The sequence below is a fragment of the Pseudosulfitobacter sp. DSM 107133 genome, assembly GCF_022788695.1.
GTDB lineage: Bacteria > Pseudomonadota > Alphaproteobacteria > Rhodobacterales > Rhodobacteraceae > Pseudosulfitobacter.
The window spans coordinates 25,942-38,902 of sequence record NZ_CP085155.1; the positions used below are offsets into that span (position 1 = coordinate 25,942).

The 12,961-nt window shown below is 59.8% G+C and carries 12 protein-coding genes and 1 pseudogene; 9 read left to right on the forward strand and 4 right to left on the reverse strand.

The genetic code is table 11. From position 1 onward, the window contains the following. The first annotated feature begins 2 nt into the window (after positions 1 to 2). The 5 genes and pseudogenes from DSM107133_RS18220 to DSM107133_RS18235 all read left to right on the forward strand — a co-directional run bounded on the left by DSM107133_RS18220 (position 3) and on the right by DSM107133_RS18235 (position 3,541). Positions 3 to 557: a TRAP transporter small permease gene (locus DSM107133_RS18220; RefSeq protein ID WP_114294645.1), complete on the forward strand. Its 555-nt coding sequence runs from the start codon at positions 3 to 5 to the stop codon at positions 555 to 557. Between the two features lie 80 nt (positions 558 to 637). Next, positions 638 to 1,207 (forward strand): annotated as a pseudogene (locus DSM107133_RS25070) (TRAP transporter large permease subunit); the annotation flags it as partial. Positions 1,208 to 1,301: 94 nt separating this feature from the next. Then, positions 1,302 to 1,874, forward strand: a complete 573-nt coding sequence (locus DSM107133_RS25075; RefSeq protein ID WP_275890954.1) for a TRAP transporter large permease subunit — start codon at positions 1,302 to 1,304, stop codon at positions 1,872 to 1,874. Positions 1,875 to 1,886: 12 nt separating this feature from the next. Beyond that, entirely contained in the window at positions 1,887 to 2,639 is a 753-nt protein-coding gene (locus DSM107133_RS18230; protein WP_114294646.1) for a glutathione S-transferase family protein, read from the forward strand. Beyond that, entirely contained in the window at positions 2,636 to 3,541 is a 906-nt protein-coding gene (locus DSM107133_RS18235; RefSeq protein ID WP_114294647.1) for a fumarylacetoacetate hydrolase family protein, read from the forward strand. The genes DSM107133_RS18230 and DSM107133_RS18235 overlap by 4 nt, the downstream gene beginning before the upstream one ends. Here the strand turns inward: DSM107133_RS18235 and DSM107133_RS18240 are convergent. After that, positions 3,535 to 4,515, reverse strand: coding sequence for an MBL fold metallo-hydrolase (locus DSM107133_RS18240; RefSeq protein WP_114294648.1), 981 nt, complete (start codon positions 4,513 to 4,515; stop codon positions 3,535 to 3,537). The two genes, DSM107133_RS18235 and DSM107133_RS18240, sit on opposite strands and share 7 nt — an antisense overlap. A 263-nt stretch (positions 4,516 to 4,778) precedes the next feature. After that, complete coding sequence (locus tag DSM107133_RS18245) at positions 4,779 to 5,978, reverse strand: ROK family transcriptional regulator (RefSeq protein WP_114294795.1); 1,200 nt, start codon at positions 5,976 to 5,978, stop codon at positions 4,779 to 4,781. A gap of 195 nt (positions 5,979 to 6,173) precedes the next feature. Here DSM107133_RS18245 and DSM107133_RS18250 point away from each other — a divergent pair, with 195 nt between their 5' ends. The 4 genes from DSM107133_RS18250 to DSM107133_RS18265 all read left to right on the forward strand — a co-directional run bounded on the left by DSM107133_RS18250 (position 6,174) and on the right by DSM107133_RS18265 (position 9,792). Then, a complete protein-coding gene (locus tag DSM107133_RS18250; protein ID WP_114294649.1) occupies positions 6,174 to 7,187 on the forward strand; it encodes a sugar ABC transporter substrate-binding protein in 1,014 nt (337 codons plus the stop codon). A gap of 84 nt (positions 7,188 to 7,271) precedes the next feature. After that, positions 7,272 to 8,333, forward strand: a complete 1,062-nt coding sequence (locus tag DSM107133_RS18255; protein ID WP_114294650.1) for an ABC transporter permease — start codon at positions 7,272 to 7,274, stop codon at positions 8,331 to 8,333. Continuing rightward, positions 8,333 to 9,103, forward strand: a complete 771-nt coding sequence (locus DSM107133_RS18260) for an ATP-binding cassette domain-containing protein (RefSeq protein ID WP_114294651.1) — start codon at positions 8,333 to 8,335, stop codon at positions 9,101 to 9,103. The genes DSM107133_RS18255 and DSM107133_RS18260 overlap by 1 nt, the downstream gene beginning before the upstream one ends. Continuing rightward, positions 9,100 to 9,792 (forward strand): D-lyxose/D-mannose family sugar isomerase, encoded by a 693-nt coding sequence (locus DSM107133_RS18265; RefSeq protein WP_114294652.1) that lies wholly within the window; start codon positions 9,100 to 9,102, stop codon positions 9,790 to 9,792. Before DSM107133_RS18260 ends, DSM107133_RS18265 begins: the two co-directional genes overlap by 4 nt. Positions 9,793 to 9,874: 82 nt before the next feature. On the opposite strand, the gene DSM107133_RS18270 is transcribed toward DSM107133_RS18265, so the two are convergent. Both DSM107133_RS18270 and DSM107133_RS18275 read right to left on the reverse strand, forming a co-directional pair. Beyond that, positions 9,875 to 11,170, reverse strand: coding sequence for a sigma-54 dependent transcriptional regulator (locus DSM107133_RS18270; protein WP_114294653.1), 1,296 nt, complete (start codon positions 11,168 to 11,170; stop codon positions 9,875 to 9,877). Further along, on the reverse strand, positions 11,167 to 12,960 hold the full coding sequence (locus DSM107133_RS18275; protein WP_240310613.1) for an ATP-binding protein: 1,794 nt from the start codon (positions 12,958 to 12,960) through the stop codon (positions 11,167 to 11,169). The genes DSM107133_RS18270 and DSM107133_RS18275 overlap by 4 nt, the downstream gene beginning before the upstream one ends. Between the last annotated feature and the right edge of the window lies 1 nt (position 12,961).

Here is a 12,961-nt window from a genome sequence, read left to right on the forward strand (position 1 = left end):
CCATGAAAATCGAACAGGACAGGCCGGATGGCCCGAGGCGGCGAAGTGCCGCCTCGAAATTCATGGACGGCATAACACGCGCTGTTTCGGCCATTGGCAGTCTGATGATTGTCGGGCTTATGGTCGGGATAAATCTGGACGTGAGCGGGCGGTATTTCTTTAACAGCCCCTTGCCGGGCACGGCCGAAATAATTTCGGCATCAATCGTGTCTATCATCTTTTTGCAGCTGGCAGACTGTATCCGCACCGACAGGATGATCCGTTCGGACATTTTGCTGGCCCGGCTTGTCGTTTCGCGTCCGCGTCTGGCTGACGGGTTCTATGCGGTCTTTGCGCTGGTAGGGTTCGGGATGCTGGCGGTTCTGGTCTGGTTTCTGATCCCGTCCGTCAGCAAGGCTTTTTATCACAGTCACACCGTCGGCGTGCCTGGCATGTTCGTGATGCCGGTCTGGCCGTTCTATGCGCTGGTGCTTGTCGGGGCGGTGCTGGCCACTTTGGAATATCTGCGCGCGGCATGCGCGCATTTCTCTGCCGCAATAAGGGGTCAACGCACATGAGCAACCTTGAAATCGGCATCTGGTCGCTGGTTGCCATTCTGGTGCTGATCCAGCTTGGGTTGCATGTGTCCATCTCGTTGATGCTGGTGTCGTTCCTTGGGGTGATTGCGGTGCGGGGCAGCGTCGATGTGGCCGGGTTCTTCCTGTCTCTGGCGGCGCTGGATTCGGTGGCAAAATATTCGTTTGGCGTGATCCCGCTGTTTATCCTGATGGGCATGCTGATTGATGTGTCGGGGCTGGGCCGCGATGTGTTTCAGGTGGCGCGGCAGCTGTTTCGCCGCATGACCAGTGGTCTGGGCATTGCCACGGTCTTTGCCAATGCGATCTTTGCGGCGGTCAATGGCACGTCGATCGCTTCGGCATCGGTCTTTACCCGGCTTGCGGTGCCCGAGCTTTTGGCAGCAGGCTATACGCGGTCGTTTTCTGTGGGGGTTGTCGCGGGATCGTCCGTGCTGGGCATGTTGATCCCGCCGTCGCTGCTGTTGATCCTGTACGGGATCATCGCCGAGCAATCCATTGGCGCACTGTTCACGGCCGGCATTGTGCCCGGTCTGATCCTTGCGGTCCTGTTTGTGGCCACGATCCTGCTGCTGTCGCGGTTCTTTCCTCGGTTTGTCACCGCAGACGGCACAGGCGACATGCAGATGGCCGTGGCCGATCTGCTGGGGCGGCGCGATCTGGTGGTCAAATCGCTTCCGGTTGTGCTGCTGATCCTGATCGTTCTGGGGGGGGATCTATACCGGCGTGTTCACCCCCACCGAAGCAGGCGGCGTCGGTGCCTTGGCCGCACTTCTATTTGCGCTTTTCCGGCGCAAGCTGACCTTGGGATCGTTCTGGACGATCCTGATGGAAACCGGACGGGTGACGGCGGCCATCACCTTTTTGATCATTGCGGCCCACATGTACGCCCGCCTGCTGGCGCTGACCGGATTGCCCGGTCAGATTGGCGGCGTAATGGCGATGTTCGATCTGGGGCTGGTGGGCATTCTGGTGGCCTATATCGTCGTGGTGATCCTGCTGGGCGCCATTCTGGACAGCACGTCGATCATGCTGATCCTGCTGCCGCTGTTCCTGCCGATCATGCATGCGCATGAGGTCGATCTTATCTGGTTCGGAATCCTGACCATTGTCACCGTCGAGGTTGGCCTGCTGACGCCGCCCCTTGGCATCGCGTGTTTTGTGGTCAAGGCGAACCTGCGGGATGTGGACATCTCGCTGAGCGAAATCTTTGCGGGGGCGTTTCCCTTTGTGCTGGCGATGGTGGTTCTTGTTGTGCTGCTGCTTCTGGCTCCCGGCATCGCCACCGTCCTGATCTAAAGGAAGTCCTCCATGAACCTTGAACTGTACAATGCGGCCTATTCGACGTGCAGCCAGAAGGTGCGGCTGTGCCTGCATGAAAAGGGACTTTCGTTTACCGACAGGATTTTGGATTTTCGCACCCAAGAGCATTTGAGCGACATCTATCTCAGGATCAATCCCAATGGCGTGGTGCCAACCCTGATCGCAGACGGTCGGGCCGTTATCGACAGCTCGGTCATTATCGAGTTTCTCGACGAGGTTTTTCCCGAAACCGCGCTGACGCCCAAAGACCCCTTTGCCCGCGCCGATATGCGGGCGTGGCTGCGCTATATCGAAGAGGTGCCGACCAAGGCGATCCGCTTTCCATCGTTTCAAAAGGTGTTTTTGCGCCATTTCAGCGACATGGACGCCGACCAGTTCGACGCGGCGGCGCAGTCGCGTCCGCTGCGCACCGCGTTTTATCGCAAGATGGGGCGCGATGGCTTTGACGATGCGGAAATGGACGCCTCTTATGCGGAATTGCGCCAGACGGTCATGCGGATGGCAACACGGCTGAGACAGGGCCCATGGCTGTGCGGCGCCGCACTGACGCTGGCCGACTATTGCGTCACGCCCACAATTGATCGCATGGCCGATCTGGGCATGGCGTCGCTGTGGGATGATTTGCCAGAGGTTGCGGATTGGTATGCCCGCATTCAGGCACGTCCTGCCTTTGTTGCCACTTTCTATGCGGGCAGCCGCGTGTCCGACCGTTATGACGATCTGCAAAAGGAAAAACCGTGAAGCTGGTAACTTACGAGACAAACGGGACGGCGCATGTCGGCGCGCTTGATGAAAACGGCGCGGTCGTGGCCTTGTCCGAATTTGCCACAATGCAGGATCTGATCGAAGGCGGGCCTGCGGCGCTTGAGCGTGCCGGGCGCGCACTGGCACAGCGTGCGCAGGTTATTGAAGCACCCGGATTGTTGGCGCCATTGCGTCCGATCCAGATGCGCGACGCATTGACGTTCGAGACACATCTGCGACAGGCCCGCGCCAACCGGCATCTGTTCGGACTGGCCAGCGAACGGGTGGATCCGGCAACTGTTTTCATTCCCGATGTCTGGTATGAGCAGCCGGTCTATTACAAACAAAACCGGTTCTCGGTGGCGGGCACCGGCACCGACGTAGCGATCCCGAAGGGCGAGACGCGGTTTGATTTCGAACTGGAACTGGGAATGGTTCTGGGGCGTGGCGGGCGTGATATTTCCCGCGCCGACGCCTTTGACCATGTCTTTGGCTATTGCATCTTCAACGACTTTTCCGCGCGCGATCTGCAAATGCGCGAGGTGGCCGTGGGGCTTGGTCCGGCCAAGGGCAAGGATTTTGACGGGGGCAACGTGCTGGGGCCATGGCTGGTGACGGCAGACGAGGTTGACGTGGGCAACCTGACGATGATTGCCCGTATCAACGGCGAAGAATGGGCGCGCGGCAATTCGGGCCAGATGCACCACGGATTTGATGCGATCATCGAACACATCAGCCGCGACGAAACGCTATACGCGGGCGAATTTTTCGGGTCGGGCACCGTGGGTGGCGGCTGCGGGCTGGAGCTGGGGCGGTTCCTGTCGGCGGGCGACACGGTCGAGCTGGAAATCAGCGGTCTTGGCATATTGCGCAATCGCGTCGCCGCGTCACGTCAGTGAGCCCCGCCACAGGCGGGGCAGGCCATATCGGGGCTGGGCATACGGCCCCGATACCGGCACATCATCGTCAGTATCTCGGGGCGGGTGGGGGCAACAGCGCCCTTGGACAGGGTGGTATAGACATTGGCCACGTTGGCGACCACCCGCTCGCGGTCCAGCCAGCTGTCATAGGCTTCCATGCCGATGTCCCAGGCGGCTTCGGCCCAGCCAAGTCCGGCCTCGTAGCGCTGTGTCGCCGCGTCCTGAACATAGGCCAGATAATCGCGCAACTGGTGCACGGCGGCCTTGTCGCCCACAGGGCCGTGGCCGGGCACAACCACATCGACATCCCACCCCAGGATGGCGTCGCAAGCTTTCAGCCAGTTGTCCAGCGGACCCGCCCACAGGATCGGGTGGCCGCCCGAGAACAGGATATCGCCGGTAAAGACCGTCTTGAGTTCGGGCACGAACACCACCGCATCGCCCATGGTGTGCGCTGGCCCCATTTCGTGCAGCTCCACCCGCAAGCCGCCCACATCCAGCGCATGAAATCCGTCGAACAGCACATCGGGTGTCACGTGGCCCACATCCGAGAAATCGAACCGCGACCCCATGACTTCGTGCAAAAAAGCACCGGCTTCGCCCGCATCGCGCCAGTTGTCCATCATCGTGGCGAATGCGGGGGCAGGGCGTTCGTTCATCTCGTCCCGACAGGCTGTCGTGCCGATGATACGCGCGCCTTTGATGACGTGGTTGCCAAAGGTGTGGTCCCCGTTCGCGTGGGTGTTGACCAATGTGGCGATGTGCGCGGCGTCCGGTGTGGCCCTGCGATAGGCGGCAAGCATGTCACGGGTCAACGGGCCGTTGAACAGCGTATCCACCAACAGGCTTTCACCATTCGAGGTGATGAGCCCCGAGTTGCTCCACCCCCATGATCCATCTTCCTGAATATAAGCAAACAGCCCGTTTCCCAGATCGTGAACATTCCGGCCCATTTTCAGTCTCCGCCTGCTGCCGGCCAGTTGATACCGTCGTTCGCTCAAAGTCAAACACTTGTTCAAATCATAGGATTTAACTGTGTGGTTGAATGGGTCCAAACCCGAGGCGATGGAAAAACCGCGACTCTTTTGTCAGGGTCGGGGGTTCAGTCGGACACAATTATCCCATGAGCTCGGAAAACCGCTCGACGCCGGGGTTTTCTGGCCGGTCGCATTGTCCTTTGCGGATCATAGGAGCAACGTCGATGCCCGCCAGAGCGTCAGAGCGCGGACAGGCCTGCGTTGGCGTTCAGCAGGAATTGCGAGAAAATCGGACTGCTTGCCGCGCCGATTTCACGGGCATTGCGGCCGATGCTGCCCGCTTCGATCTGGGGCGCAATCAATCCTCTTGTGTCCTGATTTGCGATGTATCTGCGCACACGCTCGACAAGTTCCTCTCGGATTTCAGCGGGAAAGGCACCGTCGATCAATATGGCCTCGAAATCGACAACCGAACATACAGACAGCGATGCCTTGGCCAGTTCCTGCGCTGTTTGACCAATCCACGCGTCGACATAGCGGGCAAAACCGCTCCAATCCTGCGGCTCCCGCCACAGCGCTTGCGGGTTCAGGCCCACCTCGACCAGCCGTGCTTCGAGCAGGTGAATCGAGGCAACGTCGATGAGTTGGCGGCTTTCCCCCAGCGGACCGGCGACGCGCATGGACCCAAGCGCCCCTGCATTGCCCTGGTTGCCTTCGAAAACCGTGTTGTTCATCACGATCCCGCCGCCGATAAAGGACCCAATGAAGAAATAGGCGTAGTCCCTGAATTCTTTTCCCCGCCCATAATGATGTTCGGCACGGCACGCGGCGGTGGCATCGTTCACCACAAAAACAGGCAGGTCGCTGAATTTGGCGATCTCATCCGCAAAGACGATGTCCTTCCATGACCTGAACTTGTCTGCCGGCGCGCCGATCAGATCGTTCCATTTCCACAGCTCGAACGGGGTGGCGATACCGATGCCGCACAGGCGTGACTGCGCCGCCGCATCCAGATTGCCGCGAAAATCGGCGATCCCTTCCGCCAGAAAACGGAACAGGTTTTCGGGCAGGGGATAGTCGTATTGCAGGTGTTTTTTGGCGCGCACCTCGCCTGACAGATCAAGCAACAGAGCGTCGGCGCTGCGGCGTCCGACCTTGAGCCCGACAGACAGCACGCCGTCTGGATTCAACTCCATCGGGATGGATGGCTTGCCGACTTTTCCTCTGACGGGTTCGCCGCGCCGCAACACGCCCTCTTGTTCAAGATTGCGCAGGATCGTTGAAATCGCAGGCGGCGACAGGCCCATCCGGCGCGCCAGATCAATGCCCGAAAGGCCGCCGTGTCGCTGCACAATTGACAGAAGAAGCCGTTCGTTATGGTTGCGAACGCCGCTTTGGTTCACGCCGCCACTTAACGCTCTGATCTTTGTTCCATCCATGGACGCCATCCTAAACGCCTTGTTTTGCTTGGGGAAGATAGCGCAGACCTTTTATTTAATAAAGTTAATTTATTTATTGACGCGTGCCGTGGAATCAGGCTTCTTAAGGGGAACCTGCCGCCAGATGCGATGCGCAGGCACGGATCAGGGAGGAGCCCGGTCTGAAAATCGGAGCGATCTATCTGGGAGGATAGTATGAAAAACCTACTCGCAACTTCGGCCCTTGCACTGGCCACAATGACGGGTTCCGCATTCGCAGATGACATCAGCGCATGTTTGATCACCAAGACCGACACCAATCCGTTCTTTGTCAAAATGCGCGAAGGGGCGGCGGCCAAGGCGGCTGAACTGGGCGTCACCCTGAACAGCTATGCCGGCAAGGTGGACGGCGATCACGAAACACAGGTTGCCGCCATCGAAACCTGCATTGCCAACGGTGCAAAAGGCATTCTTCTGACAGCATCGGACCCCAGCTCGATCGTGCCTGCGGTCCAGCAGGCGCGCGATGCGGGCATCGTTGTGATCGCGCTGGATACGCCACTTGATCCCATCGACGCGGCGGACATGACCTTTGCAACGGACAACTTCCTGGCCGGTGAGCTGATCGGCCAATGGGCCGCTGCCGCGCTGGGAGACGAGGCCGCGAATGCAAAGATCGGGATGCTTGATCTGGCGGTCAGCCAGCCGACCGTTGGCGTTCTGCGCGATCAGGGTTTCCTGCAAGGCTTTGGCATTGATCTGGGTGACCCCAACAAATGGGGTGACGAGGACGACCCCCGTGTTGTTGGCAACGATGTGACCGCCGGCAACGAAGAGGGCGGCCGCAAGGCGATGGAAAACCTTCTGGCCAAAGATCCGATGATCAACGTTGTGTACACGATCAACGAACCCGCAGCCGCAGGCGCTTACGAGGCACTTAAATCTATTGGTCGTGAAAACGACGTGCTGATCGTGTCTGTTGACGGTGGCTGCCCCGGCGTTGCCAATGTCAAAGACGGTATTATCGGCGCAACATCGCAGCAGTATCCGATGTTGATGGCCTCGAAAGGCATCGAAGCGATTGTCGAATGGGCAAACAATGGCACCAAGCCTGCGGCGACCGATGGCAAGGATTTCTTTGACACTGGCGTCGCGCTGGTCACCGACCGTCCTGTTGATGGCGTCACAAGCATCGACTCTGACGCGGGCACCGCACTTTGCTGGGGCTGATATTATCGTAGACTACTCTCGGAAAGGCGGGCTTTTGTCCGCTTTTCCTGCCAGCAACAGCGACACGACCCAGGGACAAAACACATGACCCAATCTGACAATTACGAAGCGGCGTCGACCCAGGCGTCTTCCGAGGTGGCCTCTTTTGCCGAACACAAAAAGGGGCTGATAGGCCGCTTTCACCACGCATTGCACACAACACCGGCGCTGGTGCCGCTTATTGTGCTTGTCGCGGCGATCCTGATTTTCGGGCTGGCGCTTGGGTCAAAGTTCTTTTCGCCCTTTGCACTGACGCTTATCTTGCAGCAGGTTCAGATCGTGGGCATCGTCGCTGCGGCCCAGTCGCTGGTGATCCTGACAGCCGGCATCGACCTGAGTGTCGGCGCGATTGCGGTGATTTCGTCGGTTGTCATGGGGCAGTTTACCTTTCGATATGGCCTGCCGCCGACCGTCGCCGTTGCCAGCGGTCTGGCCTGCGGCACTGCGATTGGTGCTTTGAATGGCTGGCTGATCGCACGAATGAAATTGCCCCCCTTCATTGTCACCCTGGGCATGTGGCAGATTATTCTGGCCGCCAACTTCCTTTACTCGGCCAATGAAACCATCCGCTCGCAGGATATTGCCGAAGCGGCGCCGCTGCTTCAACTGCTTGGGGCCAAGTTCAAGATCGGCGGCGCGGTCTTTACCCTGGGCGTCGTGTTCCTGATCCTGCTTGTGATCTTTCTGGCCTATGTTCTGAAACACACGGCCTGGGGCAGACATGTCTATGCTGTCGGAGACGACCCCGAAGCGGCAGAGCTGTCGGGCGTCAATGTGCAGCGCGTCCTGATTTCGGTCTATGCCATTGCGGGGTTGATCTGCGCCTTTGCCGGATGGGCGCTGATTGGCCGGATCGGATCGGTGTCCCCGACATCGGGGCAGCTTTTGAATATCGAAAGCATCACTGCGGTGGTGATCGGGGGCATCTCGCTGTTTGGCGGGCGTGGTTCGATCCTCGGCACCTTTTTCGGGGCACTTATCGTTGGTGTTTTCACGCTTGGGCTGCGTCTGGCCGGCGCAGACGCACAATGGACATTCCTGCTGATCGGCGCGCTTATCATCGCGGCTGTTGCAGTAGACCAGTGGATCAGAAAGGTAGCAGCATAATGGAACCGATTTTGAAAGGCCGCGGACTGGTCAAGCGTTATGGCAAGGTTACGGCGCTGGATCACTGTGATTTCGATCTGATGCCGGGCGAAATTCTGGCCGTTATCGGCGACAACGGCGCGGGCAAAAGTTCACTGATCAAAGCGGTTTCCGGTGCGGTTGTGCCCGACGGGGGCGTTGTGACGCTTGAGGGGCGCGAGGTGCGTTTTGCCAGCCCGATTGAAGCGCGCGAGGCGGGCATTGAAACCGTCTATCAAACTCTGGCCATGTCGCCGGCGCTGTCGATTGCCGACAACATGTTCATGGGGCGCGAACTGCGCAAACCGGGGTTTCGCGGCAAATGGCTGCGTCAGCTGGACCGTCCGAGTATGGAGAAATTCGCGCGTGACAAGCTGAGCGAACTTGGCCTGATGACAATTCAGAACATCAATCAGGCGGTGGAAACGCTGTCGGGCGGCCAACGACAAGGGGTCGCCGTTGCGCGTGCCGCCGCATTTGGGTCCAAGGTGATTATCCTTGACGAGCCAACCGCGGCTTTGGGGGTCAAGGAAAGCCGCAAGGTGCTTGAGCTTATTCAGGACGTGAAATCGCGCGGCATTCCGATCATTCTGATCAGCCACAACATGCCGCATGTGTTCGAGGTTGCAGACCGCATTCACGTTCACCGTCTGGGCAAGCGGCTGTGTGTCATCGACCCCAAAGACTATACAATGTCGGATGCCGTCGCCTTTATGACAGGCGCCAAGGACGCGCCGGCGGAAGCTGCATGAAGCGGTCGCGCATCAACGAGATTATTGGCGCGGCAGACGAGATGATCCGGCGCCACGGGTTTTCGCTGCCGCCATTCGCCTATTGGGCACCTGATGAATTTGAAACGCGCGCCGACGCGGCGCGCCACATTGTCGAAACCCGCTGCGGTTGGGACATCACAGATTACGGGTTGGGGCGTTTTGACGAGGTCGGGCTGTTCCTGTTCACGCTGCGCAACGGATTGCTGTCCGATCTGCACCGTGGCGGCGGCATGTGCTATGCGGAAAAGCTGTTGATTTCCAAACAGGATCAGCTCAGCCCGATGCATACCCATGTTCTCAAGGTTGAGGATATCATCAACCGGGGTGGCGCGACACTGGTGGTCGAGCTGTATGGTTCGGACGACGCGGGAGGTTTCGCGCAGGATCAGGGCGGAACGGTTTGGTGCGACGGCATCCGGCGCGCTTATGCGGCGGGCGAGAAACTGACGCTGTCACCGGGCGAAAGCGTCACGCTGCGCCCCGGCGACTGGCACGCCTTTTGGGCCGAAGGCGGTGACGTTCTGATTGGCGAGGTGTCAACGGTGAACGACGACGCGCGCGACAATATCTTTCGTGATCCGGTCGGGCGCTTTGCGTCCATCCAGGAGGATATTGCCCCGCTTCACCTTTTGGTCAGCGACTATCCAGATATGGCCCTGTCGGCGTAACAAATTAATGCCGGACCCTGCCGCGCAGGGGCCATGTCGATGGCACCAAGCCGGGCTGTACACTTTCACGGCGAAACCCTGTTCAGGGTTTAATTCCCTGACGGTTCATTTTTGCGTTCAGGGTCCGGCGCGGGATGCCCAGCTGTGCCGCCGCGCGGGCGGTGTTTCCGCGGCATTGGTCGAGCACACGCATGATTTCCAACGCTTCGAAACGCGCCACCCGATCTTTCAACGTGCCGGTCACAGCCAGATCGCGCGTGTCCGCGACCCCGTCCAGCCCCAATATCCGCCGGTGCGCTGCCTGTCGCAACTGGTGGGCGTTGCCGGGCCAGTCATGGCTTTGCAGTGCCTTGCGTTCCGCAAAGGCGATCTGGGGGACCGGCACGCCGTGGCGTGCGGCGGCCTGCGTAAGGAAATGGACAAACAACACCGGGATATCCGGCGCAATCTGGCGCAAGGGGGGCAGCTGAATTTCGACTCCGGCCAACCGGTAATACAGGTCCTGGCGAAAGGCCCCCCGGGCAATCAGTTCCTTCAGGTCTTCGCTGGCCGATGCAACCACCCTCAGGTCAACCTCGATGGGCTCTCTCCCGCCGACAGGCTCGATCTGGCGTGATTGCAGCAGGCGCAACAACAGCGGCTGCAATTCCAGCGGCATCACATCAATCTGGTCCAGAAACAGCGTGCCCCCCTCTGCCAGGCCCACGCGCCCCGGTTGCAAGGTGCCCGTGGCATCCATGCGTCCGAACAAATCCACGTCGAATCCACTGTTTGGCAAGGCCGCACAATTGATCGTGACGAACGGTCCGCTGAGGCCCGACTGGGTGTGAAGACTGCGCGCGGCCAGTTCCTTGCCGGTTCCGGTTTCCCCCTGAAGGATGACGTCGACAGGCAGGGCTGCAATTTCTGTCAGCCGCTGGCGCACGGCGTTGATGGCGGTTGTCTCTCCGATCAGATGCGCCTCTTCAACTTTCAGACGTTCGCGCAACATCTTGTTCTCGGCGTGCAGACGACCAGCAACAAGGCTGCGCGCGACCACTGTCAGAAGATGATCCGCGTCATAGGGCTTTTCCAGGAAGTCCTGCGCGCCAAGCTGCATCGCGCGCACGGCCTGCGTGACATCGCCGTGTCCGGTCAAAAGAACGATCGGCAGATCGGCGGCCACAGCACGAACCGCCTCCAGCAATCCAATACCGTCAAGACCGGGCATCCGCAGGTCCGACAGGATCAGATCCGGCAACGGGCCGCCAAGCGCGTCGCGCGCGGCAATGCCGCCTGACAGTTCGACCGGATTATGGCCCGCCGCCGCAATCAGGTCACACAGGCTTTCGCGGTGATCGTCGTCGTCATCGACCACCCAGATATTGGCATGGCTCATGCTGCGGTCTTTCGGTTGCGGGCGTCGGTGCGGGGCAGGGTGACAATCGCAAGAGTGCCTTCGGCCGGACGCGATTCATAGGTCAGCGTGCCGTGAAAATCCGCGACAATGGACTGGCTGATAGCGACACCCAACCCCAAACCTTCACCATCCTGTTTGCGACTGAAAAACGGCTCTCCGATCTTGGCAACGGCTTCTGAATCAAGTCCCACGCCATTGTCCTGAACGGTCACGATCACTGAATCGGGGGTGACGGTGCGTGTGACCACAATATGCCCGGCGTCGCCGGATATCACGGCGTCCAGCGCATTCAGCAGCAGGTTCACCAAGACCTGTTCCAAACGCACCATCCCGCCCATCACCGGCGGGGCCTCGCCAGAATACGCGCAGGTCAGCTTTGCCCCGATGTCATCGGCGCGGTGGCGGACCAGGTCGATGGCGTTGTCGATCACGCGATCCATGTTGACAGGTGTCAACATGCCGGTGTCCTTGCGGCTGAAGCTCTTGAGGTGTTTGATCGTGCGCAACATCCGCCGGATATGGCCGCGTGTGGTTTCGATCCGTTTTGCCGTGCTGCGCTGATCGCCCGTGCCGCCAAGCGCCGCCGCAGCCAAAGTTGCTTCCATCGCGGCAAGAGGCTGGCTGATTTCGTGGACGATTGCCGCGGACATCCGGCCAAGCGCGGCCATCTTCTCGGAATGGACCAGCGCATCCTGGGCGCGGTTCAGCTCGGATTCTGCGGCGATGCGGGTCTCGATCTCGGCGGCCAGTTCGCGGGTGCGCCGTTCCACCTGTTGTTCCAGCAGCCGGCTTTGCTGCAACCGCATACCGATCATCCGGCGGCGTTGCAAAAGCGTCTGGATCAGCAATGCCGCCGCAAGCGTTGTCAGGCCGAGGATTGCCGCCATCGCCAGTGCGGTCAGCCGTGCAGCCGCAACGGGACTGGCCTGAATCACCTGCCAGTCTTCCTGTGGCATGATCAGGTGACGCACCAGCAGGGCCCGTCCAGACATGTCCACGGGCTGTTCCTTGCTGAGCGACGAACGGTGTTCAGCCAGGAGCGCGTCGGCGGCGTCGAAATCGACACCCTCGTAGCGTCGTGTGACCGCAACGCGCGTGCGTGCCTGCGCCCCGAGCGCAAACAGGGGCCGGTAAAGCCAGTCGGGCTGTCCCGACAGGAAAATGATGCCGTCTGCATCTGCGATGGCCGTATCAACGGCGGCCTGCCGCCATGCCGTCTGTAGCGGCCTGAGGTCGATTTTCACAACCAGAACAGCCGTTTGTCCGCTGTCCAGATCCAGACGCGACGACAGAAAATAACCGGGTCGCCGTGTCGTGACGCCGATGCCATAGAAACGACCGGTGCCCGCGTCCATGGCATCCCGGAAATAGGGCCGGAAACTGTAATCGATTCCAACGAAGCTGTCCGGTGTGTTCCAGTTGCTTGCCGCGATGGCGATGCCCGATTGGTCCAACAGATAAAGCTGGTCGGCCCCCGATACAGCGGCAATCGTTTCGAGATACCTGTTAGCGACCTCTATGTTTGCAACGCTTTTTGGTGTCGTGACCGCCCGGCTGATGCGAATGTCCTGCTCTGCAACTTCGGGAAGATAGCGGAACCGGTCGATCTCGGTCTCGATCGACCGCCGCGTCAGCGTCAGCGACTGGTCCAGCGTGTCGGCAAGCCGTGAAAGTTCAACACGATAGGCCACCACACCGCCCAGACCCGCAACCAGCAGTGCAAGGCAAAGCATGAACGAAAAACTGCGGATATGGCGGGTGCGGATCATG

Coding starts and splice junctions, on each gene's coding strand:
- DSM107133_RS18220 (WP_114294645.1), top strand. CDS start 3: ATGAAAATCGAACAGGACAGGCCGGATGGCCCGAGGCGGCGAAGTGCC.
- DSM107133_RS18230 (WP_114294646.1), top strand. CDS start 1,887: ATGAACCTTGAACTGTACAATGCGGCCTATTCGACGTGCAGCCAGAAG.
- DSM107133_RS18240 (WP_114294648.1), bottom strand. CDS start 4,515: ATGGGCCGGAATGTTCACGATCTGGGAAACGGGCTGTTTGCTTATATT.
- DSM107133_RS18245 (WP_114294795.1), bottom strand. CDS start 5,978: ATGGATGGAACAAAGATCAGAGCGTTAAGTGGCGGCGTGAACCAAAGC.
- DSM107133_RS18250 (WP_114294649.1), top strand. CDS start 6,174: ATGAAAAACCTACTCGCAACTTCGGCCCTTGCACTGGCCACAATGACG.
- DSM107133_RS18255 (WP_114294650.1), top strand. CDS start 7,272: ATGACCCAATCTGACAATTACGAAGCGGCGTCGACCCAGGCGTCTTCC.
- DSM107133_RS18260 (WP_114294651.1), top strand. CDS start 8,333: ATGGAACCGATTTTGAAAGGCCGCGGACTGGTCAAGCGTTATGGCAAG.
- DSM107133_RS18265 (WP_114294652.1), top strand. CDS start 9,100: ATGAAGCGGTCGCGCATCAACGAGATTATTGGCGCGGCAGACGAGATG.
- DSM107133_RS18270 (WP_114294653.1), bottom strand. CDS start 11,170: ATGAGCCATGCCAATATCTGGGTGGTCGATGACGACGACGATCACCGC.
- DSM107133_RS18275 (WP_240310613.1), bottom strand. CDS start 12,960: ATGATCCGCACCCGCCATATCCGCAGTTTTTCGTTCATGCTTTGCCTT.